We start from the raw sequence: 21,508 nt of genomic DNA, 5'->3' as shown, positions 1-21,508 counted from the left end.
TAAGTGCAATGTACTCACAGAGCGGGACTTTTGCTCGGCCGCCTTTCAGGTGCGCTGCTGAAGCCCTGCAATGAATAAATTCACATCAGTTAACCAAGGAGGGTTACCTATGATCAACATTAGCGATTCCGCTTCCGATAAGCTGAAAGAAATGCTCGCCGAACAGGAAATTCCGGGGATGTTCCTCCGTCTTGGGGTACAGGCCGGCGGATGCAGCGGATTTTCTTACGCCATGGGCTTCGACGATGCCGAAACCGAAGACGATGTATACATGGACGTTAACGACATGAAGGTGGTCGTGGATAAAGAAAGCCTCCGCCTGATTGACGGGCTGGAAATCGACTTTGAGGAGTCCGGCATGAGCGGCGGATTCACCATGAACAATCCGAATGCTACGGCGACCTGCGGATGCGGCGCTTCGTTCCGTACAGCGCTCGACGCAGGCAAACCGGCTCCGGAGGAGTGCTAACGGGCACACACTGCGGATGAATAAGACAAAAGGCTCACACCTTCTTCGTCCAGAAGCAGGTTGTGAGCCTTTTTTTGTTCGTTAGGAGAGCCCGGGAACGATAAACGTTTTGTTCACCATCATGACGAGCATGGCCGCTGCCACGATTGAAAAGGCGATGCAGCAGGTGCCGAGCCCTTTGCGTCTGTCTTTCAGAAATTTAAAGCCCAAAGCAAAGATTAAAACGGTTGTCACGACCAGAGCAAGAGACATGCCGATCATGCCGACCCAGTATAATACCCCGAAAAATTGAGCCACAGCTGTTATCCTCCTTCGCAGGATATTCCAAATTTACACACTTCATTTCATTATATCCGATTTAGACAGGCACGCCAAGGCTCCGCTATCCCCCGTTTTTATGCGTTTATCCTTTTCTATGCACAAACATACAGGAGGGAACCTGTAGATACGAGTATGTTAATAACATAGGAGCATAGAAAGGAGGCGACAACATGGGGGGAAGACAGCTGGCAAGCAAATGGCTGAAGACCGAAGCGCTGCTGACGGATCCGGATGTTGCCCCATATATTCCGCAGACCCGGTCTATGAGCCGGGAGAACCTCCAGCAAATGCTGGGGATGTATGACTTTGTCGTCGTAAAACCGGTCGTCGGCGGAGGCGGTTACGGTGTCATGAAAATATCCCGTACCGGCAGCGGTTATAGTATAACCCGCTTCTCTCAAACCTATTATTTTGACAGCTTCTCCGGCATGTACAGCGGTTTTCGGAAGCTAAAGGTGAGAAGGACCTATTTAATTCAGCAGGGGATTAAATTGGCCAAGGTCGATGGGCGTCCGATCGATTACCGTGTCAAATACGTCAAAGTGGACGATCGTTGGGTCATTACCGCAATGGTGGGACGAGTCGCGCGCAGCGGACTATTCGTAACCAATCTGTGCAAGGGCGGTTATTTGCTGAAAGGCCGCGTTGGCCTGAGCCGTTCCCTGCCGCAGATTTCTTCCAAAGCAAAGCTTAAAGAGATGCGTTCCCTTACCCGGCGCTGTACGGCAATTCTGGAGCGACGTTTTCCCGGCATCGGCGAGCTTGGCTTTGACTACGGCCTGGACGACAGCGGGAGAATTTGGATTTTTGAAGTAAATACGCGCCCACAATAAACCAAATTGGCAATGTTTGGGAGATTATAGACGGGGTAATATCATTATATAAGACTATGAAAATGTAAAAATATTTTTAAAGCAGGGTCGTATGCACAGCACCTGTGTATAACGTTTATCCCCAAAATCCACTGCATTTTTATTGGTATTCCGACACTTGCTAACAAATTATACACAGGATTTCCACAACAGGTTGTGGATAAAGCGAACGCTTGTTCTCTTATGCGATGTTTGATATGATAGGTTTGAGGAAAATTAAGGAAAGGATGTGAAGATAATGGCTATGTTGTCGGATGAATTGCTGCTCGATTCTTATCATATGGCCGTGGAACTCATGCTGGATCATGATTTCATCGCTTTACTCCTGGCCGAAATCCACAAGAGGAATCTAGAGACTTCATCAGAGAGTTTAGTTCATTAGGACACATCCCGGTACACATCCACAAATGCTGTTGTACTATAAGCTGCATATGACGTGGAAGTTATGGAAGGTGTGGAGGTGTAACATCTATTTTCCAGATTGGCAGCATCGCAACAAAATGAGGGTATCCTATCTGAATCATGATTTCATGACGATCAGATCAGGATACCCTCTTTTTTTGTGGCCCAATTTGCGCGTTACTTCGGGCTAGAGTTTCATATTGCTGCTGTGGCCGGGAGACAGCTTAGCTTCCGGATCAATGTATACCTTCGCGTTGTTGACCGCGGTCGGCGCCTCGCCGAATCCTACGGCGATAAGCTTCAGCTTGCCCGGATACGTGGTGATGTCTCCGGCGGCGAATACGCCGGGAATGTTCGTCTCCATGCGGGAATCCACCACGATGGAGTTGCTCTCGATCTGAATGCCCCAATCGGAGATCGGACCAAGGGAAGATACGAAGCCAAAGTTCACGATGACGTCGTCGACTTCGATCTCCTGCGTTTCTTTGGTTTTCACATGGGACAAGGTCACCTTGGTAATCGTGTCTTCCCCGTGCAGGGCGGTGATTTCCGTCGGCGTCACGACCTGAACCTTGGAAGCCATCAAATTCTCGACGCTGTGCTCATGCGCACGGAATTTGTCGCGGCGGTGAATCAGTGTGACCTGCTCGGCGATCGGCTCCAGCATGAGCGCCCAGTCTACCGCGGAGTCTCCGCCGCCGCTGATCAGCACCTTTTTCCCCTTGAAGCGGTTTAAGTCATTCACAAAGTAGTGCAGATTCGTTTTCTCAAATTTCCTAGCGTCTTCAAGCTCCAGTCTGCGGGGTTCAAAGGCTCCGACCCCGGCCGTAATAATGACGGCTTTGGAGTGGTATTCGCCTTTATCGGTCGTCACCACAAAATGGCGCTCGTCCTGCTTAACGAGGGAAGTAACCTTTTCCTCCAGTCGTACATTCGGCTGGAACAGGTCCATCTGCTTTTGCAGATTGTCGACCAGCTCCTGTGCCGTTACTTTAGGGAATCCGGCCACGTCATAAATGTATTTCTCGGGATATAAGGCTGCAAGCTGCCCGCCAAGCTGGGGCATACTTTCAATGAGTGTGACTGATGCCTGGCGCATCCCGCAATAGAAAGAAGCGAACATGCCTGCAGGACCTCCTCCGATAATGAGCAGGTCGGTTATGTCAGCCGGCTGCGATGTCATAAGTGTAAGCACCTCCAACAAATATAAATAAGAACGCTAGCGAAATTAAACACGCTGTATATTCTTCAAATTCCATCTCATTATAATACATCCGGGCTTCGGCTGAAAAGTTTACATCCTATTTTGCAAATTCCCCGTTTGGATAAGAGAATAAACTTGCCTGAAAACTGGAATGAAAAGGAAAATGAAAACAGCATGGATGCTCACTTGGAGGGCCAAATAATACTTGATCTTTTATGGGAAAGTGGCTATCATTTTAGTTATGTGCGGGCAGGTTTTGGTAGTATTCCCGCTGTTTTTTTTCTTACACAGGCTGCCTGTGATAAAAAGATTCATTGAAGTTCAAACTAATGTGTAATATTTCACAATAACATTTGTAATGGTTCACAAATATATATAGAGACCGACATTTTGGAAGGAGCAAGATGATGAGCAACATTCCCAAGATAGTAATCCTTGGTGCGGGTTACGGCGGCATCCTGACAGCACAGCGCCTTCAAAAGGAATTGAATTATAATGAAGCGGACGTAACGCTTGTTAACCGTCACGATTACCACTATATTACGACCCATTTGCATATGCCCGCTGCCGGTACGGACAGCGTCGAGAATACACGGGTACCGATTTCGAAGCTGATTGACGAATTCAAGATCGATCTGGTCAAATCCTCCGTTCAGGAAATCCGCCCACATGAGAAGAAGGTCATCCTGGAGGACGGGACGCTCTCCTACGATTTCCTGGTCATTGCCCTCGGCGGGGAATCCGAAACCTTCGGCATTCCGGGGATGGCCGAATATGCGATGACGATCCGCAGCATCAACTCGGTGCGGCTGATCCGCAAGCATATCGAGTACCAGTTCGCGCTGTATAAAAATGAACGCAGTCCGCAGGAAAGAATCAATTTTGTCGTCGGGGGAGCGGGCTTCAGCGGCATTGAGTTTGTTGCCGAGCTGGCCGACCGCATTCCAGCACTGTGCAAGGAATACGATGTCGATCCGAATCTTGTGAATGTTTACAATGTGGAAGCGGCGCCAACGGCGCTGCCGGGTTTTGCTCCGGAGCTCGTGGAGTATGCCATGGAGGTGCTCCGCAAGAAAGGCGTAACCTTCAAAATCGGCGTGGCCATCAAAGAATGCAAGCCGGACGGCGTAGTGCTTGCGACCGGTGAAGAGATCAAGGCGGCTACGGTGGTGTGGACCGGAGGAATCCGCGGCAACCATATGATTGAAGCGGCCGGCTTTGAAACGGCAAGAGGCCGGGTGAAGGTTGACGAGTACTTGCGGGCGCCTGGCAGCGACCACATCTATGTCATCGGGGACAACGCCCTGATTATGAATCCGGAAGGGCGTCCGTATCCGCCGACGGCGCAGATCGCGATGCAGCAGGGAGTGTGCTGCGCTCATAATATCGTCACGGCAATCCGCGGCCAGCAGCCGAAAAAGTTCGAATTCAGCAACAAGGGCACCGTCGCTTCCCTGGGTAAAGGCGAAGGTATCGCTGTAGTAGGCGACAAGCATATAAAGGGCTGGCGGGCAGCTCAATTGAAGAAGATCGTAGATATGCGCTATCTATTTATTATCGGCGGCATTCCGCTGGTATTGAAGAAAGGAAAATTCCTGTAATGAGGCACTGCAGTGTTCAAGTCCGCGCGTTGTTGACCCGGGACGAACTGGACCGTTATAACGCCTTGATGGAAGTAGGAGCCTTCCTCGAGGACCAGAACCGGTACGATCTGTCGTACACGGTCCAAAAGGAAGTGGACATCCTCATCCTGCCAGCCATTGAAAGGCTGAAGGAAAAGGGCAGGGACCGCGACCGGGCGACCGCCGAATTTTTGGAGTCGATGAAATCGCAGCAGGATGAACAACAGGAAGAGGACTAAGGAAACAGCAAAAAGGTTTGCCCTGAATTTACTCGGGGCAAACCTTTTTAATATATGAAAGTATTTTAAATTTTCAGCATGTCCTCAAAAGATTCCGGCGTCAGAATCGCTCCTACGAAGAAGCCGCCGAATTCGGCATAGCGGGCGCTGACTTCATCAAAGCGCATTTCATAGACCAGCTTCTTGAATTGAAGCGCGTCCTCGGCAAACAGGGTAACTCCCCATTCCCAATCGTCGAATCCGATGGAGCCGGTAATGATCTGCTTCACTTTGCCTGCATAGCTGCGGCCGATCAGCCCGTGGCTGCGCATCATGTTGCGGCGATCGTCCATGTCAAGCATGTACCAGTTGTCGGCCTGATCGCGCTTTTTGTTCATCGGGTAGAAGCAGATGTATTTCGTCTTCGGCAGGATCGGCTTCAGGCGGGCGACGACATGCGGATTTTCCATCGGGTCGCCTTCACCGGAACCGGCGAGATAGTTGCTGAGCTCGACGACGCTGACGTAGGAATAGGACTTCGTCGTATATTGCGCAAACAGCGTTTTGTTAAACGCAGTCTCGATGGCATTCAGGTCTTCAAGCGTTTCGCGCAGGTGCATGAACACAAAATCGGCCTTCTGTCCGATGATGCTGTACACTGCTGTGCTGCCCTGCTTGCTGGATTCCACCGCGGACCATTCGTTCAGGAACGCCTGGAGCTCGTCCAGCGCCATAGCGCGGTCTTCGTCGTCGGCGGCCTTCCATGCCGCCCAGTTCATGGAACGGAAATCGTGGAGAGCGTACCAGCCCTCCAGAGTTGATGCTGCTTCATTCATCTATGAATCACTCCTATAAATAGTTGCCTGTAAGCGGATCCCAAGGTTACTTGCTGGACCCGAGTATCAGGGTCGTTGACATTTTTCTTCATTGTAGCTCAACCGCAAGCGCAAGAGCAAATGAAGTCACAATCTATTCACCGATTGTTCGTTGATTCGTGACCGTTTTTTTAGTAAACTAACTACTAGTCCACAAAACGTGGCAAGACTGTGAACGGCCTGTTTGTATCCGTTTTAGCGGGGCGAAACAAAAGAAGAGGTGACTTGACTGAGATGCAATTTATACCCGTTCTCGTGCTGATGGTGTTATTTTTTGTCATGATGTTCGGCATCGGCTTTATTTTGAATATGTTAATGAAAACGACCTGGTTCCCTTGCTATTTGTTTGTCATCGTTATTTTACCGGTGGTCGTATACTCTTTATGGGACCGCAGCCAAATGTCGCTGCTCAGTCACTTGGAGTCTTTTCGCGTAGTCGACTATTTAACGGGGGTAGCCGGACTGGCAGGCGCGGTCATCAGCGGCTGGTCCATCCAGAAGCTTCGCAGAAGCGGATTTAAAATGTTCTAGGCCGGCAACCGGCCGATTTCGAAACAGCTCTCCACCCGGGGGGCTGTTTTGCGCTATCCCGGAGCTGAAGGGTTGAATGATGGGGGGACGGATGGATGTGGAGAAAAGCATTGGGTCTGGTGCTTGCCGCCGGGCTAATGGCGGGAGGTTCGTTACCAAACGGGATGGCGGCCTCCGCAGGAGAGCAGACTATGATTCCGCTCCGGATTGCGGCCGAGGCGCTTGGCGCCAAGGTGCTGTGGGACGGTACGGACAAGCGGGTTCAGGTCTCGCTCGGCAAAACCCGCTGGAAAATCACGCCCGGCAGCAAGCAGTCCTTATTGGACCAAGCGCCGTATGAACTTGCGCGTACCGCGGTGACGGACGGCGGCGGAGCGCTGCTCGTGCCGCTCCAATCGTTTACCGGGGCTTTAGGCATCCGGGGAACTTGGGCGGACCATCGCTGGTCCCTCGATCCGGATGACTGGAAGGGGCGGGCGATCTACTGGATGACCCTGCTGCGCCATGGGAAATGGGAAGAGGCGGGACAGATGATGGATGCGTCCTTATCGGCGGCGTATCCGCCTTCGTCGCTTCCAAAGTACGAAGAACGGCTGGAAAAGCTGTACGGCCTCGACTGGAGCCTGCTGCATGCCGAAGCCTATACGGATTCCGTACGCAGCAACGCCCGCCTGGTCTATCAGACGCCAAAAGGAGAGACGTTCGGCATGGAGCTCCGGTTTAGCCAGGAGGGGCTGCTGAACGATATAGCCTGGATCGAAAATGTCACCAGCAGCTATCGGGCACCTGCCTATGACCACCCGGAAAAGTACACGGAAGAAGAAGTGCAGGTCGGCCAGAGCCCTCTGCTCCTTCCAGGCACGCTGACGCTTCCCCGGAACGTTCAGGAGAAGGTTCCCGCGCTTGTGCTCGTTCACGGCTCCGGCCCCAATGACCGGGACGAGACTTCCGGGGGAGGCAAGCTGTTCAGGGACCTGGCGGTGGGGCTGGCCGGCGAAGGGATTGCGGTGCTCCGCTACGAAAAGCGGACGCGGGAATACCCGCTTCGTTCCGCCACCCCGTCCTTTACCGTCCAGGAGGAGACGGTTGACGATGCCGTCAGCGCCGCTGCCCTGCTGGCCGCCGATCCAAGGATCGATCCGCAGCAGATTTACGTGCTCGGCCACAGCCAAGGCGGAATGCTTGTCCCGCGCATCATCGCTTCGGATGCGGGCAAGCATATCGCCGGCGCGGTCGTGATGTCCGCCCCATCCGGACCGTTGGAAGACCTGATGCTGATGCAGTACCGGGGAATATTAGGGCGGGCGGAAGAAGAGGGGGCTTCGGATGAGAAGCTGGCCCGTCTGCAAAAGCAGGTGGACACATGGGAAAAAGCCGTCGCGCTGCTGAAGGACCCCGGTTATTCGAAGGAGCATCTGCCAGAACATTTTCCGCTGCCGAACGCGTATTGGTGGTTCGATTTCAGAAACTACAGCGGACCGCTGCTCGCCAGAAATCAGAACGTCCCGATGTACATCCTCCAGGGGGAGAATGACGTGCAAGTCCCTCCGCCGAGCCTCAAGGTGTGGAGAAGTGCGCTGAGCCAGCGAAAAGACGTAGCCTTTAAGTCATATCCGGGACTTAATCATATGTATATATATTATAGTAAGAACTCGACAGGCGAGGAGTACAAGCTGCCCGGCAATGTGCCTGAGGAGGTCATCACCGATGTCGCAAGCTGGATTCATTTGGGGATGAAAGACTTGTCGAAAAACGGAGAAGAAGCGGACCCTTTTGTGATAGAATAGAGAAAGTCTACGAATCGATGGGAGGGAGCATAGATTATGCATATGAAGAGCCTGCTGCATTTTACCGAAAACCACCGGTACTGCGTGTTCCGTGATTTTGGTTTAAGCAGCCTGGACAACCGAATGCTCAGCTCCGTATACCAGCCCATGGTCGGGGCATTTGCCATCAGCTTATACCACCTGCTGTTTCAGCATATCCCGGCAGAGAAGCTGGGCTACTCCCGGGTTGAACAGCAGCGGCGCATTTTCCTGTCGCTTGGGCTTGAGCCGAGCGAGAAGGGACGCAAATATCTGATTGAGCAGGCTTCCCGTCTGGAAGCGGTGGGGCTGCTGCAATCCTGCCGGATTTACGTGCCCGAGCAGGAAGATTACATGTACGAATACGAGCTCCAGGCTCCACTCTCGCCGACGGAGTTCTTTAATACACAGCATTTGACGCTGCTGCTGCGCGATAAGATCGGCAAATTTGCCGTCCTGTCGCTGCGCGAGGAGCTATGGTCGAAGGAACCGGAAGAGTATGCCGGATCAGCGTCCGTCCATAAAGAAAATATTTCATTGGCCTTTTACGATATTTTTGAACTGAACACCCATGTGATCGATTACGAGCTGGAACAGGCGTTGTCTGAGGTATCCACGTCAAGACAGCCTGGACTTCGGGTTCTCGATGAGGAAGGGGCGCTGAATTATTCCGATATCATCCTGCGCTTCCCGCGGGATTCCGCCAACCGCCGGCATGTGGAGGGGCTGCGCTTCAACCATGAGCAGATGGGCGTCATCAATTTTGTCGGACGCAAATACGATCTCAGCGTCCAGGACATTTGCCGCCTGCTCGATGAGGACGGCATCTTTGGACCCGACGGCGACATTCTGCTCGACGAGTTCCAGCATAAGGCCAGCCTGCAGTTCCGCCAAGACAAGCGGCGCCAGGAACAGCGGGACGTGTACGCGGGGAAGGTCATTTCCTTCCGGCAGGCGGAAACGGAAGAAGAGCAGGCTCCGCTGGAGCATGCCGTGCAGATGGAATATTACGTCGACGTTCCGGTTCAGTTCCAATCCAAATGCGACATTCACCAGTATAATATGATGCTTCGGAATGAGCCGTATACGAAGCTGCTCAGAACTTATTTTCCGGGCTCGGTGCCGGACAATTTTATCGATATATTCGAGAAGATCGACCTCAGCTACAAGCTGCCGGGTGAAGTCATCAATGTGCTGATCCACTACTTGATGTCCCTGTTGACCGAAGGCGGGAACGACCAGCGGATCAACCGCAATTTTGTCGAGGCCATCGCCTCCAACATGCTGCTGAAGCAGGTCAACTCCTATGAGAAAGCCGTGGAGTACATCCGCGACCAGTCCAAGGTCAAAGGAAAGCAGGCCGCAGCAGCCGGCGGCGCAAGAACCCGTACATACGGCGGCAAAACGGTGAAGATGAAGCCGGATATCCCGCTGGCCCAGGAAGACGGGCAGGGCGGCGATGTCAGCGAGGAAGAGTTTGAGGAAATGCTGCGTATGGCAGCTGAAATGCAGGCAAGCAAGAAAAAGGGCGGCATATAGAACCGCCTGAAGAGAGGGGAGGACAACCGGCATGGATTCTTTAGGGCAGCTGCTGAAGCAGATGAGAGGGCCATCCTTTATACAGCGGTCGCAGGAGATCGCGGACGAACTGCTAAGGGATCCGGCGGTACGGGAGCTGCGGCAAGAGCATCCGGAGCTGGAAGAGTCGCTGCTGCGGATGAATGTGACCCGGCTGTACCAGTTTGCAACCGACCGGCGGCACTGTGACCGCTGCCCGGGGCTCGAGCGGTGCCCGAACGATTTTCAGGGGCATTACAGCAAGCTGGAGGTGGAGGTCGTCAACGGGATTTCGGAGCTGGTGGAACGCAAGGTTCCCTGCAACCTGCAGACGGCCAAGCAGCAAGAGGACCAGATCAAGAAGCGGATCCGCAGCTTTTACGTGGACGAGCGTGCATTGAGCGAAGGATATAACGAGGTCGAGATTATGGGCAAGGACCGGAACCGGGCTCCGGCGGTGAACCAGGTATTCCGGTATATCCGGGACGTACGCGAGAACGGTCTGCCGAACAAGGGATTGTATCTATACGGATCGTTCGGGACCGGCAAAACGTTCCTGATGAGCTATCTCCTCCATGAGCTGGCGATTACCGGTCATACCGGGGTTATCGTGTACATGCCTGATTTTGTGGAGGATCTGAAGGGGATGCTTAGTGATAACGTGAAGCTGAAGGAGACCGTGGAGCTGATGAAGGCGTGCGATCTGCTCATTTTTGACGATATCGGCGCCGAAAATTTGAGTCCCTGGGTACGCGACCACGTGCTGGGCTCCATCCTGAATTATCGGATGAACCGCAAGCCGACCTTCTATACGTCGAATTATGCTCTGGACGGCCTGGAAAGGCATCTGAGCTTCACGAACAAAGATGGCGAAGAAGGGCATAAGGGGCAGCGGCTGATGGACCGCATCGCACCGTTCGTCGATGTCGTGCATTTGCACGGGGAGAATCAGCGCCGCAGACAGGAATAAAGGGCCATTCCAACAGGACCCGGGCCAAGCAGCATTTTGCATCATTACCAAATTCACTGTTTTATAAGCCAAAAAAACCTGGCCAACCTGTCCAAAAGACAGGCGAAGCCAGGTTTTCTTGTAAGCCCTATGGGGCTAATTAGCCGGAAATAACAAATTTAATGATCACCATGACTGCAAACAGAACGGTCATAAACAGCGCCATTCCGCCAAAGCCATTCATCAGATCCATTAAATCATTGCGCGGCTCTTCGTTCACGTGTTTCCGCGGATCGTTAGCGTGCACGTTTGCATCCATTTGAACAAATGCCTCCTCATCATGGTTTCAGCCTGATGTCAATGAGCCTTCTCATGAACAGAGAAACCCGAGTTAACATTAGTATACCCAAACTTCAAAGAATTTGTAAAGAATATATGGTGAATACTTATAGGGGCAGGGAAGGGTGGCTGAACGGTTAAGGGGCCCGAATTTCGTTTAATCTGTAATTAAGGGTTTCACATTTCTTGACGGAATGTGTTATACTTAAACTGTCCACAAAGACATATCAGTTTAGACGTCCATTTGCGCTCTTGCGATTACGGGGGATACCAAGCGGCATGGCCGTTTTTTCGTCCCCTGCGTACAGCCGCTAAACATGGTCTGTCTTCTGTGAAGCAGAATACACCGAATTTTTTTCTTATAAGGAGGAAACCTATTATGGCAATTGTGAATGTATCCGACCAATCCTTTAACGCTGAAATCGAAGGTCAAGGTACGGTTCTGGTAGATTTTTGGGCACCATGGTGCGGTCCTTGCAAAATGATCGCTCCGATTCTGGAAGACCTGGCTAACGAGCTCGGAGACTCCGTGAAAATTGCCAAACTGAACGTGGATGACAATCCGGAAACGGCGTCCCGTTTCGGCGTGATGAGCATCCCGACTTTGATTTTCTTCAAGGACGGTCAACCGGTTGATAAAGTGGTCGGCCTGAACTCCAAAGAAAACCTGAAAAACATCATCGCTAAACACCAATAATTGGTGCATGGCCGATGACAGGCGCCTCCGGATGATTCCGGGGGCGCTTTATTCGTATGAAAGAACGGATCCCTGCCGGATGACTGAAAACAGGCTGTCGGGATTTTTTGCATATTACATGCAGTGCCGGGATGACCCGAAGGTAACCGAATAGGCTATCTTGACGAAACCCCGACTTTTGCCGGGTTATATTGCTGTATTCAGCCGTTTTCTCCTATAATATAAGTACCGGGAGGTGAGCCGATACGGCATGGACGATTTTGCAAAGCAATTACAGGAACAGGAAAAAGCACTGGAGAAGATCCGCAACAAGCTGGCTTTGCTGCCCGATCTGCCCGGTTGTTATTTAATGAAGAATGCCGATGGCAAGATTATTTATGTAGGTAAAGCCAAGGTGCTGAAGAACCGGGTCCGCTCCTATTTTACCGGCAGCCATGACGGCAAGACGCAGCGCCTGGTGGCGGATATCCGGGATTTTGAATATATCGTGACCGGAAGCAACATTGAAGCACTCATTCTTGAATGTAATCTGATCAAAACGCATCAGCCGCGATATAACGTCCTGCTGAAGGACGATAAGACATTTCCTTATATTAAAATTACCAATGAGCCGCATCCCCGTCTTGAGGTGACCCGCCGCGTACTCAAGGACAAAGCCAAGTATTTCGGCCCTTATCCGAATGCTTACGCCGCGCAGCAGACGAAAAAGCTGCTGGACCGGATGTACCCGCTGCGCAAATGCGGGGTCATGCCGAAGGAGGTATGCCTGTACTACCATATGGGCCAATGCCTGGCACCTTGCGAGAAGGAAGTCCCTCAGGAGGAGTATGACCGTATTACCCAGGAAATTACTTCATTTCTGAGCGGCGGGCACGAGGAGATTAAGAAGGAGCTCCAGCGCAAGATGCAGGAGGCGGCGGAGGAGCTGTATTTTGAACGGGCGAAGGAGCTGCGCGACCAGATTCTGAACATTGAAGCGATCATGGAGAAGCAGAAGATTACGACGACGGACACGAAAGACCGCGACGTATTGGGCTTTGCCGTGGATAAAGGCTGGATGTGCGTGCAGATTTTGTATATGCGCCAGGGGAAAATGATTCAGCGCCACGCGTCTGTTTTTCCGTTCTATGGTGAGGCGTACAGCGATTTTATGTCCTTCGTGACGCAGTATTACAGCGACAATCCGGCGCTGCCGAAAGAAATTTTGCTGCCTGACATGCCAAAAGGGGAAGAGGCGGAAGACAGCAGCCGGCCAGAGGATGCCGCGGAATCCATCGATGCCGGCGGCGGCGCAGCATCCCTGCAGGAATGGCTCGGCATCAAGGTGCTGGTGCCCCAGCGGGGGACGAAGCGCCAGCTCGTGGCCATGGCGGAAGAGAATGCCAAGGTCTCACTGGACGAGAAGTTCCGCCTGATCGAACGGGATGAGGAGCGGACGTCCAAGGCCGCCACGAACCTCGGCCAGTATATCGGCATTGAGTCGCTGCACCGGATCGAGGCGTTCGACAACTCCAACATCCAGGGAACGAATCCGGTATCGGCGATGGTCGTGTTTATCGACGGCAAGCCCGACAAAAAGGAATACCGGAAGTACAAAATCCGTTCGGTTCAGGGACCGGACGATTACGATACGATGCGGGAGGTCGTCCGCAGACGCTACGAGCGCGTGCTCAAGGAAAATTTGGAGCTGCCTGACCTGATTGTCGTGGACGGCGGCAAAGGCCAAATTTCCGCCGCGATCGACGTGCTGCAGAACGAGCTGGGCCTGTTCATCCCGGTGTGTGGTCTGGTCAAGGACGTCAAGCACCGGACCGCGCAGCTGATGGTGGGCGATCCGCCCGAGCCGATTTCGCTGCCGCGCGACAGCCAGGAGTTCTACCTGCTCCAGCGCATCCAGGATGAGGTGCACCGGTTCGCCATCACCTTCCACCGCGAGCAGCGCGGCAAGTCGATGGTGGCATCCAAGCTCGACGCCATCCCGGGCATCGGCGAGAAGCGGCGCAAGCTGCTGCTGAAGCATTTTGGCTCGCTCAAAAAAATAAAAGAGGCCCGGATTGAAGACTTCCGGCCTCTCTCGATCGGCGACAAGCTCGCCGGCCAAATTATAGCAGCCCTTCAGGAGGAGGAGTCGTAGCATACGGCTTCTCCTTCTTTTTGCCGTAAAACAGGTAAATGACCCAGGCGACGATAAACGGCATGACGCAGGTGACCACGCCCGCCAGAATGTTCGTCAGATCCCCCATGCTGAACAAGCTGAAGCTCATCAGGATGCTGTCGAACACGACGTGGGCGAACATGACCGCGATGTAGCCGTGACGCAGGAAGATCAAGCTGAACAGGAGACCGATGAACAGGAGCTCAATCGGCCGGGTGTATATCGGGTAGATCGGGTACAGCGTATGGCCGAAGGCCCAAATCAGCGTCGGAATGACGCAGGCGACAAATGTGTTCCTTACGATTTTCTTCAGCATCGGTATGCCGAACAGGCGGTACACGGCTTCCTCGGAGATGCCGGCCATCCAGGCCATGATCGGCAGCATCCACGGGTACAGCATGTTATACGGGGACTGCGAGGCGTCCGTCGTGGACCAGCTGTGGATCGTCCGGTCCAGGACGAGATAGATCACCGACTGCGCCCCCATCAGGATAAACGCCCACAAGTACCCGGTGAACATGCTGTGGAGCACGTAACGCCCGTATCCTGGCTCTTTGGCGCGGGCCCAGGCGTTGTAACCGGCTTTGCGCCATAATCCGTCCCCGCCGACCAGGGAGAAATACAGGAGCACCGTCATCGCTATGCTCAGGATCACCTGAACGACCATGGCCACGATCAGCCCGAACTGGGAGAAGCCTTCCGCTTCCAGCACCGGCAGCATGTTATAAGTCGTCAGCAATGAGACAACAAAATAAAACAAGGACAAAAACAGCCCGCGGGCAAAGGATGTGTACCGCCGCGTCAGCGCACTGTAAATGATGGCGAGAATGCCGAGCACGATCGTAAACAGTCCATATCCCAACATGGTCAGCATTGTGGCGCTATTGGTCTGCTTCTCTACATAAGCCGTATGAGCGGATGGGACCGAAAATCCAGGGAGGAAGGAGTGGAGCTCCCCATCCTCAAAGGCAAACTTGAATTCCAGCTGTGATTCCCCAATTTGCGACGAGGAGTCGGTATAGATCAATCCGGGCTCATCCTTGCCGCTCGATACTTTCAAGGAGCTTGTGTTGTAGCCCAGCTTCTGCAGCCAGGACGAGGCGATTTCCTCTTTATCCTCCAGCGTCATGTTCCCTTCGACAATTCTCAGTTTCTGCTTGCGCATCGTTTCGTTCGTTTCGGCCATCGCGGCCGCATACTTGGAATACGGAGGCGTGATGGAGAATCCGACCACCTTGCCCGTGTTCATATGTACGTCTACATTGACATATCCCTGATCGCTCGACTCGGGCAGCCGGACCCGGAACACGTCATAAGGATACTTCGGTTCGTATTTCTTGTTATATTCGTTAAGAAGCTTCTCTCTGGATAAATAACCGTAAAGGTCCGATTCCGACTGGTACGTAACAAGCGGCTTATCTGCAATGCCCGTTTGAATATTCAACCGGTCCGAGGCAAACGCTTTGGCGGCTGCTTCTGCCTTCGATTTGCTGATGACCTTGGTCGTTTGCCCCTCTAGCGTCTCCGAGCTCGTCTGCGGAAACACTTGAACGAAAAAGAATAAAATAAGGCCGATGACTCCCAAAATGCCCAGCCATTTATAATTGGCCCTGATTTCCAGCGGCTGGTTTAACCGGTCCATGAAATCCCCCCTTGAATGTGATAAAGATACCATTCCCCCCAATACAGTACGGTAAACATAACATAGAAGATTCGCCCAAAACCAGTATACCCTGAAAATAGTGGTGAAAAAACGATGAAAATCAAGGAAAGCTATCGAAAAGAGAAGATAACCGCAGGCCGTGTCCACCTGCATTGCGAATCAGGCTGTTTTCCATCCAATTCATCAGAAAAAGGCCTTTGTGAAGTCCTACAATAAAGATTATAATTTTGATGCAAATGAATAAGAACGCCGAATTTCCAAGTGAAAACGGGGGAACCAATTTTTTGGGGTGAATTTCGTTGGGACGGTTTAGTCCGCGAATAGGGCAACCTGTGCATGCCCGAATCCGTCAGCTAACCTCGTAGGCGTCGTGCATGCAGGAGCCAAACCGAAAGGCATTGGATTTCCGATGCTTTTTTTCTTTTGACTTTTTTAAAGAGGTGAATGTATTGATTGGGAAATGGAAGTGGTTCCGGCTGGCCCCTCCGCAAATATTAACTCTGGGTTTTGCGGCCATTATTTTGATCGGAGCCATACTGCTCACCTTGCCGATTTCGAACACGACGGGAAAACCGCTGAGTTTTATTGATGCCTTGTTTACGGCAACCTCGGCGACCTGCGTGACCGGTTTGGTTGTCAAAGACACGGGGCTATACTTCAGCACATTCGGCCAAGTGGTCATTATGCTGCTGATTCAAGTCGGGGGACTCGGCTTTATGACGATGGCTACCCTGGTCGCCCTGGCTTTCAAGCGCCGGATTTCACTCCGGGACCGGCTCCTGCTGCAAGAAGCGATGAATCAGAATACGATGGAAGGCATCGTCCGCCTGATTCGGAAAGTGATATTTTTTTCGTTGACGATCGAAGGCTGCGGAGCACTGCTGCTCGCCATCCGGTGGTCGTTCGATATGCCTCTTGGAAAAGCGATCTATTTTGGAATATTTCATGGCGTGTCCATGTTCAATAATGCGGGATTTGACCTGTTCGGCCATTTTAACAGCCTGACGGGATTTGTATACGACCCGCTCGTCAATTTTGTCGTGATGTTTCTGATTGTTTCCGGCGGCATCGGCTTTATCGTCATGTCCGACCTGGTAGATTACCGGGTAAACCGGAAGCTGTCGCTCCACACGAAAGTGGTGCTGTCCATGACCGGTGCCCTGATCGTGATCGGAGCGGTCGTCATCTTTATCTTCGAATTCACGAACCCCAAGACGCTCGGTTCGCTGAACTGGGGCGGCAAAATTCTCGCCTCGCTGTTCCAGTCGGTTACGCCGCGGACGGCCGGAGCGAATACGCTGGACCTGGCAGGCATGCGCCAGGCGTCGCAATTTTTTACGATCATTCTGATGTTTATCGGCGCTTCGCCGGGCTCGACGGGGGGCGGGATCAAAACCACGACGTTCACCATTCTTGTCGGTGCGGTGATTGCGATGATCCGCGGCCGGGATGATATCGTCCTGTACCGCTACCGTTTGGCCCAGGAGCGGATTTTCAAAGCGCTGACCATTACCTTCCTGGCCTTGTTCCTGGTTGTCGGGGTATCCATGGTTCTGTCTACGACGGAAGACAGCAGCTTCTTGATGATCTTGTATGAGACGACGTCGGCTTTCGGCACGGTTGGATTGACCCTCGGGTTGACGCCGCATTTGTCCTTGATCGGGAAAATCCTGATCTGTCTGACGATGTTCGCCGGGCGTCTCGGACCCTTGACTTTCGCTTATGCGCTCGGCCCGAAGAAGGGCAAGGAGCTGTACCGCCATCCCGAAGGCAAAATCATTATCGGGTAACCGGGCTTGGATGTTTCAAAGTTTCCGTATTATCAAAGTCATCATATATAAAATCAACATTAAGGGATAAGGAGCATCTGGATAGAAATGAAAACACAGCAGTTTGTCGTCATCGGTTTGGGGCGGTTCGGCTCAAGCTTGGCCATGGAGCTTATGGATTTGGGTTACGAGGTGCTTGGGGTGGATATTAATGAAGAAGTGGTCAATGACATGAGCGAGCATTTGACCTACGCCGTGGTGGCGGATGCAACCGATGAGGAAGTTCTCAAATCGCTGGGAATCCGCAACTTTGACTGCGGGATCGTGGCGATCGGGGACGATATCCAGATGAGCATCCTGGCCGCAATCCTGCTGAAGGAACTCGGCGTTCAGACCGTGGTGGCGAAGGCCATCTCCATGCTGCACGGCAAAGCCTTGTCCAAGCTGGGTGTGGACCGGGTAATCTTTCCCGAGCGGGATATGGGCATCCGGGTGGCGCACCAGCTCGTGACGCCGAATTTGCTGGATTACATCGAGCTGTCCAAGGATTACAGCATCGTGGAGATGACCGTTCCGCAATGCCTGAACGGAAAGACGCTGAGCGAAGTCAATACGAGAGCCCGGTACGGATGCAGCATCGTGGCGCTTCATCGCCCTGAGGGAATCATCGTTGCACCGACGGCGATGGACCAGCTGCATGCGGGCGACATCATGGTCATCATCGGCTCCAACAGCAATATCGACCGCTTCGAGAGCGAAGCGGTGAACGTCAAATCGTAAATCCGGAAGTGAGACAGACATGGAATCTCCGACGACCGAAATCATTCATCACATTTTAATACTGCTGCTGTTTATCATTGCCGTCGGCATGCTGTCCGGAAGATTGGCCTCCTGGCTCAGGCTTCCGGACGTTGCTGTGTTTATCGTGGCAGGCATGCTGCTTGGGCAGGGGCTGCATCTGATCAACGAGGCAAGCAGCTCGCTTATCAACCAGCTGATCCTCTCCGTCGGCTCAGCGCTGATCCTGTTTGACGGCGGTCGGAACCTGAAGCTCAGCGGGCTGCGGAAGGTATGGATCACGCTCTCCATGCTGAGCGTTCCCGGCGTCGTCGTTACGACCTTGATCGTCGGAGCTGCCGTGCATTACCTGTTCGGGCTGGACTGGCTTTTTTCCTTCCTGGCCGCTGCCGTCATTGCCTCGACCGACCCCGCTTCGATCATTCCTGTGTTCAAGCAGGTAAAGATCAAGGAAAGGGTTCGGGAGACGGTGGAAAGTGAGTCTGCCTTCAACGATGCGACCGGGTCGATTCTGACCTTTGCGCTGCTGGCCGCGGTGACGGGCAGCGGTTCCTTACATATCGGGACGATGGGCTGGGATTTCATAAAAACCGCCGTCGGCGGTATTCTCGTCGGCGCCGTTGTATCTATGATTCTTACGTATCTCGTTGCCCATTTCCGGCTTGGCGTTCTGAAAGACTACACGACGATCACGATGATCGTCGTCGCACTTTCTTCTTATTTAATAGGGGACCTGATTCATGTCAGCGGATTTATGGCGACCTTCGTAGCCGGACTGATCTGGGGGAACGCGGATACGTTCGGGCTGTCGATGGACGATAAGCTGGAGGAGACCGCATCGTTTGCGGACAATACGAGCGTCATGATGCGGATGCTGATTTTCATCCTGCTCGGCAGCCAGGTCAACTTCCGGGTGCTTGGCGATTACTTCTGGCCAAGCCTGGCGGCGGTCCTGGTGCTGATGGTCATCGCCCGGCCCATCACGATTCTGCTCTGCGCCCTGCCCGACCGCAAGGTCAAATGGTCCTGGCGCGAGCTGCTGTTCATGATGTGGGTCCGGGAGACCGGGGTCATTCCCGCCGCCCTTTCGGGCATGATCGCCGGCATGGGCGTAGCCCACGCTGATGTCATCTCGGCCGTGACGTTCATGGCGATCATGCTGACGATTCTGCTGCAGGCCAGCACCACGGGACTTGTCGCCCGCAAGCTGGGCCTTGAGGTCAAGGCGGAGCCGGCGGCTTCCAGGCCCATGGGGAAGAAATAGCCTGTAACATGATACGAGCCGTTAGGAGCGGGGAAATCCCGTCTTGACGGCTCGTCATTTGCCGGCACTGCGTCATTCATCCCGGGTGCGGCCGAAAATCTTTTTCGTTTCTTCGATCCAGCGGCGTGCTCCGGCGCTCAGTCCCCCGTTTTCGGAGTAGACAAGCGAGGTGGTGCGCCGTGTTTCCTGCAGATCGGGAATATGAAGAATCGCCAGGTCGTTGTCGTCCAGCAGCTGACTGCGCAAATACGACTTGGGCAGCAGTGCGGCCGCCCTGCAGGCGGGCAGAAGCCGGACGATCGCTTCAAATGAATCCATTTCCATCCGGATGTCTGGCACGACGCCGGCCCGGTGGAACAATTCGTCGGTCAATTTCCGATACCACGTTCCGGTTGAGAAAATAATCATCGGCAAGCCGTGAAGCATGTCCATGCTCACGTTATCCTGGCCGCACAGCCTGTGATTGCGGGGAAGCACCAGCTCCAGGTGGTCGTCGAACAGCGGCGTGCAGCGCAGGCCGGGCTCTTCGATTGAAGAGGCGACGATGCCTGCGTCCAACTTCTTGTCGCGGACGGCCGACACGATTTCGTGCGTTTTCCCGGTGACCAGCTTCAGCTCAGCGGAAGGGTGCTTCTCCATAAACGCGTTAACCAAAGGCGGCAGCGTCGTCTGAAGCGTGGTCAGGCTGGCTCCGAGCGTCACCGAAATTTGATCGTCCCCTTTGTACTTGGCGATCATCTGCATGAACTTCTGCTGCTGCTGCCGCTGCTCTAGGGCAAAGGTATAGGCCGACTGGCCGAAGGCCGTCAGCTCAAGGCGCTTGCCGCGGCGGTTGAACAACTGCACGCCGAGCTCATCCTCCAGCTTGGTAATTTTGCGCGAGAGGGCGGGCTGGGACAAATTCAGCAGCTTCGAGGCTTTGTTCAGGCTCGACTGCTCCACCACCGTGGCGAATACATCCAGATCTTCAAACATGTCATTCATCTCCATGAAACTTTTGGACTGCGGCTGCTTGGGGTAAGATGGTTATAGGTGCGATCTAATTTTCTGCGAAGTTACATCGACAAATGTTTTTCTTTAGATATAAGAACGAATATGCTTCAGAGAATGAGCTTCCTTATATCGCAAGAAAAACTACAAGCTAAACGTAGGTCTTATGCATTTACATTATAACGTTTAATAATTATATTGCAATTCCATTATAAGAAAAAAAAGAGTAACATGAAAAGTGCCACAAGTTGTTCACAGGTTAGAAAAAGGGTGGCAGAATGATGTCGAATAATGAATTATGAAAACGTTGTACTATGAAGAAAGGGGCACGTCAATTTATGAAAGGTTACTATGCCAGAAAGCTTCATTCGCTTCTTGGGGTCATTCCGCTCGCCTTGTTTTTCATCGAGCATGCCCTGACGAATTTTGGCGCATTTGAAGGAGGTCCTGAGCGGTTTAACGCTGGCGTCAAATTGCTGAACGACCTTCCGCTCATTTTCGTGCTGGAGTGGGTGCTGATTTATCTCCCGCTGATCTACCACGGCGTGTATGGGCTGTATATCGCGTATCAGGCGAAACCGAATAACGGACACTTCAATTATGAGCGCAACTGGCGTTATTTGCTGCAGCGGATTACCGGTGTCATTACGTTCGTATACATCATCTGGCACGTATTCGAAACCCGGTTCCAGATCACTCTCGGCAACGTGACCCACGAAGGGCTAGGCTCCCTTATGCACGATATCGTGACACAGCCGGTATTTTTTATCCTCTATCTGATCGGCGTCGTATCCGCGTCCTTCCACTTTGCGAACGGACTCTGGTCGTTCCTGGTCGCATGGGGAATCACGGTCGGGCCGCGCGCACAGCGGGTATCCTCGTATGTGTGCATGACGCTGTTCGTATTGGTAGCATTGATGTTTATTTTGTCCCTGGTCGCCTTCCGCAGAGCGGAATTCCAGGAAGCCTCGGTATGGATTGATACCGTGAAGTCAGTTTTAAGTTAAG

22 protein-coding genes and 1 riboswitch are annotated in these 21,508 nt (G+C 52.9%); of the genes, 16 read left to right on the top strand and 6 right to left on the bottom strand.

Annotated features, from left to right (window positions below; all coding sequences use genetic code 11):
* Window positions 1-109: 109 nt before the first annotated feature.
* The gene (locus GCU45_RS09140) at window positions 110-469 is read left to right on the top strand and encodes a HesB/IscA family protein (RefSeq protein WP_145163261.1); all 360 of its coding nucleotides are present in this window, start codon (window positions 110-112) and stop codon (window positions 467-469) included.
* 81 nt (window positions 470-550) lie between these two features.
* Here the strand turns inward: GCU45_RS09140 and GCU45_RS09135 are convergent, their stop codons facing one another.
* Window positions 551-766, bottom strand: a complete 216-nt coding sequence (locus tag GCU45_RS09135; protein ID WP_076173723.1) for a hypothetical protein — start codon at window positions 764-766, stop codon at window positions 551-553.
* A gap of 194 nt (window positions 767-960) precedes the next feature.
* Between GCU45_RS09135 and GCU45_RS09130 the strand changes: the two genes are divergently transcribed.
* Together GCU45_RS09130 and GCU45_RS09125 are read left to right on the top strand one after the other, a co-directional pair.
* On the top strand, window positions 961-1,623 hold the full coding sequence (locus GCU45_RS09130; RefSeq protein ID WP_145141813.1) for a YheC/YheD family protein: 663 nt from the start codon (window positions 961-963) through the stop codon (window positions 1,621-1,623).
* Between the two features lie 277 nt (window positions 1,624-1,900).
* Window positions 1,901-2,044: a sporulation histidine kinase inhibitor Sda gene (locus tag GCU45_RS09125; protein ID WP_089548462.1), complete on the top strand. Its 144-nt coding sequence runs from the start codon at window positions 1,901-1,903 to the stop codon at window positions 2,042-2,044.
* Window positions 2,045-2,251: 207 nt separating this feature from the next.
* On the opposite strand, the gene GCU45_RS09120 is transcribed toward GCU45_RS09125, so the two are convergent.
* Window positions 2,252-3,247 (bottom strand): NAD(P)/FAD-dependent oxidoreductase, encoded by a 996-nt coding sequence (locus GCU45_RS09120; RefSeq protein ID WP_076173725.1) that lies wholly within the window; start codon window positions 3,245-3,247, stop codon window positions 2,252-2,254.
* Between the two features lie 156 nt (window positions 3,248-3,403).
* On the opposite strand from GCU45_RS09120, the gene GCU45_RS09115 reads away from it, so the two are divergent.
* The 3 genes from GCU45_RS09115 (at window position 3,404) to GCU45_RS09105 (ending at window position 5,129) form a co-directional block, all read left to right on the top strand.
* A complete protein-coding gene (locus GCU45_RS09115; RefSeq protein WP_152398702.1) occupies window positions 3,404-3,586 on the top strand; it encodes a hypothetical protein in 183 nt (60 codons plus the stop codon).
* 89 nt (window positions 3,587-3,675) lie between these two features.
* Window positions 3,676-4,869 (top strand): NAD(P)/FAD-dependent oxidoreductase, encoded by a 1,194-nt coding sequence (locus GCU45_RS09110; protein WP_076173727.1) that lies wholly within the window; start codon window positions 3,676-3,678, stop codon window positions 4,867-4,869.
* The gene (locus GCU45_RS09105; protein ID WP_152398701.1) at window positions 4,869-5,129 is read left to right on the top strand and encodes a hypothetical protein; all 261 of its coding nucleotides are present in this window, start codon (window positions 4,869-4,871) and stop codon (window positions 5,127-5,129) included. The genes GCU45_RS09110 and GCU45_RS09105 overlap by 1 nt, the downstream gene beginning before the upstream one ends.
* A 65-nt stretch (window positions 5,130-5,194) precedes the next feature.
* On the opposite strand, the gene hemQ is transcribed toward GCU45_RS09105, so the two are convergent.
* Window positions 5,195-5,944 (bottom strand): hydrogen peroxide-dependent heme synthase, encoded by a 750-nt coding sequence (hemQ, locus tag GCU45_RS09100; protein WP_152398700.1) that lies wholly within the window; start codon window positions 5,942-5,944, stop codon window positions 5,195-5,197.
* Between the two features lie 273 nt (window positions 5,945-6,217).
* Between hemQ and GCU45_RS09095 the strand changes: the two genes are divergently transcribed.
* The 4 genes from GCU45_RS09095 (at window position 6,218) to dnaI (ending at window position 10,846) form a co-directional block, all read left to right on the top strand.
* Complete coding sequence (locus tag GCU45_RS09095) at window positions 6,218-6,514, top strand: YuiB family protein (RefSeq protein WP_076174042.1); 297 nt, start codon at window positions 6,218-6,220, stop codon at window positions 6,512-6,514.
* 95 nt (window positions 6,515-6,609) lie between these two features.
* A complete protein-coding gene (locus tag GCU45_RS09090; RefSeq protein WP_152398699.1) occupies window positions 6,610-8,301 on the top strand; it encodes an alpha/beta hydrolase family protein in 1,692 nt (563 codons plus the stop codon).
* Between the two features lie 36 nt (window positions 8,302-8,337).
* Window positions 8,338-9,858, top strand: coding sequence for a replication initiation and membrane attachment family protein (locus tag GCU45_RS09085; RefSeq protein WP_152398698.1), 1,521 nt, complete (start codon window positions 8,338-8,340; stop codon window positions 9,856-9,858).
* 31 nt (window positions 9,859-9,889) lie between these two features.
* Window positions 9,890-10,846 (top strand): primosomal protein DnaI, encoded by a 957-nt coding sequence (dnaI, locus tag GCU45_RS09080; RefSeq protein ID WP_145163252.1) that lies wholly within the window; start codon window positions 9,890-9,892, stop codon window positions 10,844-10,846.
* 139 nt (window positions 10,847-10,985) lie between these two features.
* Here dnaI and GCU45_RS09075 read toward each other — a convergent pair whose 3' ends face one another.
* On the bottom strand, window positions 10,986-11,144 hold the full coding sequence (locus tag GCU45_RS09075) for a YqzM family protein (RefSeq protein ID WP_089548459.1): 159 nt from the start codon (window positions 11,142-11,144) through the stop codon (window positions 10,986-10,988).
* 399 nt (window positions 11,145-11,543) lie between these two features.
* Between GCU45_RS09075 and trxA the strand changes: the two genes are divergently transcribed.
* Together trxA and uvrC are read left to right on the top strand one after the other, a co-directional pair.
* Entirely contained in the window at window positions 11,544-11,861 is a 318-nt protein-coding gene (trxA, locus tag GCU45_RS09070) for a thioredoxin (RefSeq protein ID WP_076174051.1), read from the top strand.
* Between the two features lie 250 nt (window positions 11,862-12,111).
* Entirely contained in the window at window positions 12,112-13,995 is a 1,884-nt protein-coding gene (gene uvrC, locus GCU45_RS09065; RefSeq protein ID WP_152398697.1) for an excinuclease ABC subunit UvrC, read from the top strand.
* Here uvrC and GCU45_RS09060 read toward each other — a convergent pair.
* Window positions 13,964-15,658, bottom strand: coding sequence for a CPBP family intramembrane glutamic endopeptidase (locus GCU45_RS09060; protein WP_152398696.1), 1,695 nt, complete (start codon window positions 15,656-15,658; stop codon window positions 13,964-13,966). The genes uvrC and GCU45_RS09060 overlap by 32 nt on opposite strands.
* 258 nt (window positions 15,659-15,916) lie before the next feature.
* Window positions 15,917-16,061, top strand: a riboswitch (cyclic di-AMP (ydaO/yuaA leader).
* Window positions 16,062-16,128: 67 nt separating this feature from the next.
* On the opposite strand from GCU45_RS09060, the gene GCU45_RS09055 reads away from it, so the two are divergent.
* From GCU45_RS09055 to GCU45_RS09045, 3 genes are all read left to right on the top strand, one after another.
* Complete coding sequence (locus GCU45_RS09055) at window positions 16,129-17,469, top strand: TrkH family potassium uptake protein (RefSeq protein ID WP_244364492.1); 1,341 nt, start codon at window positions 16,129-16,131, stop codon at window positions 17,467-17,469.
* A gap of 87 nt (window positions 17,470-17,556) precedes the next feature.
* Entirely contained in the window at window positions 17,557-18,228 is a 672-nt protein-coding gene (locus GCU45_RS09050; RefSeq protein WP_152398694.1) for a potassium channel family protein, read from the top strand.
* 19 nt (window positions 18,229-18,247) lie between these two features.
* Window positions 18,248-19,510, top strand: coding sequence for a cation:proton antiporter (locus GCU45_RS09045; protein WP_152398693.1), 1,263 nt, complete (start codon window positions 18,248-18,250; stop codon window positions 19,508-19,510).
* Between the two features lie 72 nt (window positions 19,511-19,582).
* On the opposite strand, the gene GCU45_RS09040 is transcribed toward GCU45_RS09045, so the two are convergent.
* Complete coding sequence (locus tag GCU45_RS09040; protein ID WP_089548454.1) at window positions 19,583-20,485, bottom strand: LysR family transcriptional regulator; 903 nt, start codon at window positions 20,483-20,485, stop codon at window positions 19,583-19,585.
* 353 nt (window positions 20,486-20,838) lie between these two features.
* Here GCU45_RS09040 and GCU45_RS09035 point away from each other — a divergent pair, with 353 nt between their 5' ends.
* Window positions 20,839-21,507 (top strand): succinate dehydrogenase cytochrome b558 subunit, encoded by a 669-nt coding sequence (locus GCU45_RS09035; protein ID WP_152398692.1) that lies wholly within the window; start codon window positions 20,839-20,841, stop codon window positions 21,505-21,507.
* The last annotated feature ends 1 nt before the right edge of the window (window position 21,508 follow it).

It is taken from the genome of Paenibacillus cellulositrophicus (genome assembly GCF_009363095.1).
Taxonomy (GTDB): Bacteria; Bacillota; Bacilli; order Paenibacillales; family Paenibacillaceae; genus Paenibacillus_AQ; species Paenibacillus_AQ favisporus.
Note: the sequence above shows the minus strand (reverse complement) of the source record. Positions and strands in the feature narration are given on the sequence as shown.

Bases quoted from the DNA above. Each gene is read 5' to 3' on its own strand.
- GCU45_RS09050 (WP_152398694.1), top strand. From the start codon at position 17,557: ATGAAAACACAGCAGTTTGTCGTCATCGGTTTGGGGCGGTTCGGCTCA.
- dnaI (WP_145163252.1), top strand. From the start codon at position 9,890: ATGGATTCTTTAGGGCAGCTGCTGAAGCAGATGAGAGGGCCATCCTTT.
- GCU45_RS09060 (WP_152398696.1), bottom strand. From the start codon at position 15,658: ATGGACCGGTTAAACCAGCCGCTGGAAATCAGGGCCAATTATAAATGG.
- GCU45_RS09040 (WP_089548454.1), bottom strand. From the start codon at position 20,485: ATGTTTGAAGATCTGGATGTATTCGCCACGGTGGTGGAGCAGTCGAGC.
- GCU45_RS09095 (WP_076174042.1), top strand. From the start codon at position 6,218: ATGCAATTTATACCCGTTCTCGTGCTGATGGTGTTATTTTTTGTCATG.
- GCU45_RS09120 (WP_076173725.1), bottom strand. From the start codon at position 3,247: ATGACATCGCAGCCGGCTGACATAACCGACCTGCTCATTATCGGAGGA.
- GCU45_RS09085 (WP_152398698.1), top strand. From the start codon at position 8,338: ATGCATATGAAGAGCCTGCTGCATTTTACCGAAAACCACCGGTACTGC.
- GCU45_RS09110 (WP_076173727.1), top strand. From the start codon at position 3,676: ATGAGCAACATTCCCAAGATAGTAATCCTTGGTGCGGGTTACGGCGGC.
- trxA (WP_076174051.1), top strand. From the start codon at position 11,544: ATGGCAATTGTGAATGTATCCGACCAATCCTTTAACGCTGAAATCGAA.
- GCU45_RS09090 (WP_152398699.1), top strand. From the start codon at position 6,610: ATGTGGAGAAAAGCATTGGGTCTGGTGCTTGCCGCCGGGCTAATGGCG.
- hemQ (WP_152398700.1), bottom strand. From the start codon at position 5,944: ATGAATGAAGCAGCATCAACTCTGGAGGGCTGGTACGCTCTCCACGAT.
- GCU45_RS09035 (WP_152398692.1), top strand. From the start codon at position 20,839: ATGAAAGGTTACTATGCCAGAAAGCTTCATTCGCTTCTTGGGGTCATT.
- GCU45_RS09075 (WP_089548459.1), bottom strand. From the start codon at position 11,144: ATGGATGCAAACGTGCACGCTAACGATCCGCGGAAACACGTGAACGAA.
- GCU45_RS09140 (WP_145163261.1), top strand. From the start codon at position 110: ATGATCAACATTAGCGATTCCGCTTCCGATAAGCTGAAAGAAATGCTC.
- GCU45_RS09130 (WP_145141813.1), top strand. From the start codon at position 961: ATGGGGGGAAGACAGCTGGCAAGCAAATGGCTGAAGACCGAAGCGCTG.
- GCU45_RS09105 (WP_152398701.1), top strand. From the start codon at position 4,869: ATGAGGCACTGCAGTGTTCAAGTCCGCGCGTTGTTGACCCGGGACGAA.
- uvrC (WP_152398697.1), top strand. From the start codon at position 12,112: ATGGACGATTTTGCAAAGCAATTACAGGAACAGGAAAAAGCACTGGAG.
- GCU45_RS09045 (WP_152398693.1), top strand. From the start codon at position 18,248: ATGGAATCTCCGACGACCGAAATCATTCATCACATTTTAATACTGCTG.
- GCU45_RS09125 (WP_089548462.1), top strand. From the start codon at position 1,901: ATGGCTATGTTGTCGGATGAATTGCTGCTCGATTCTTATCATATGGCC.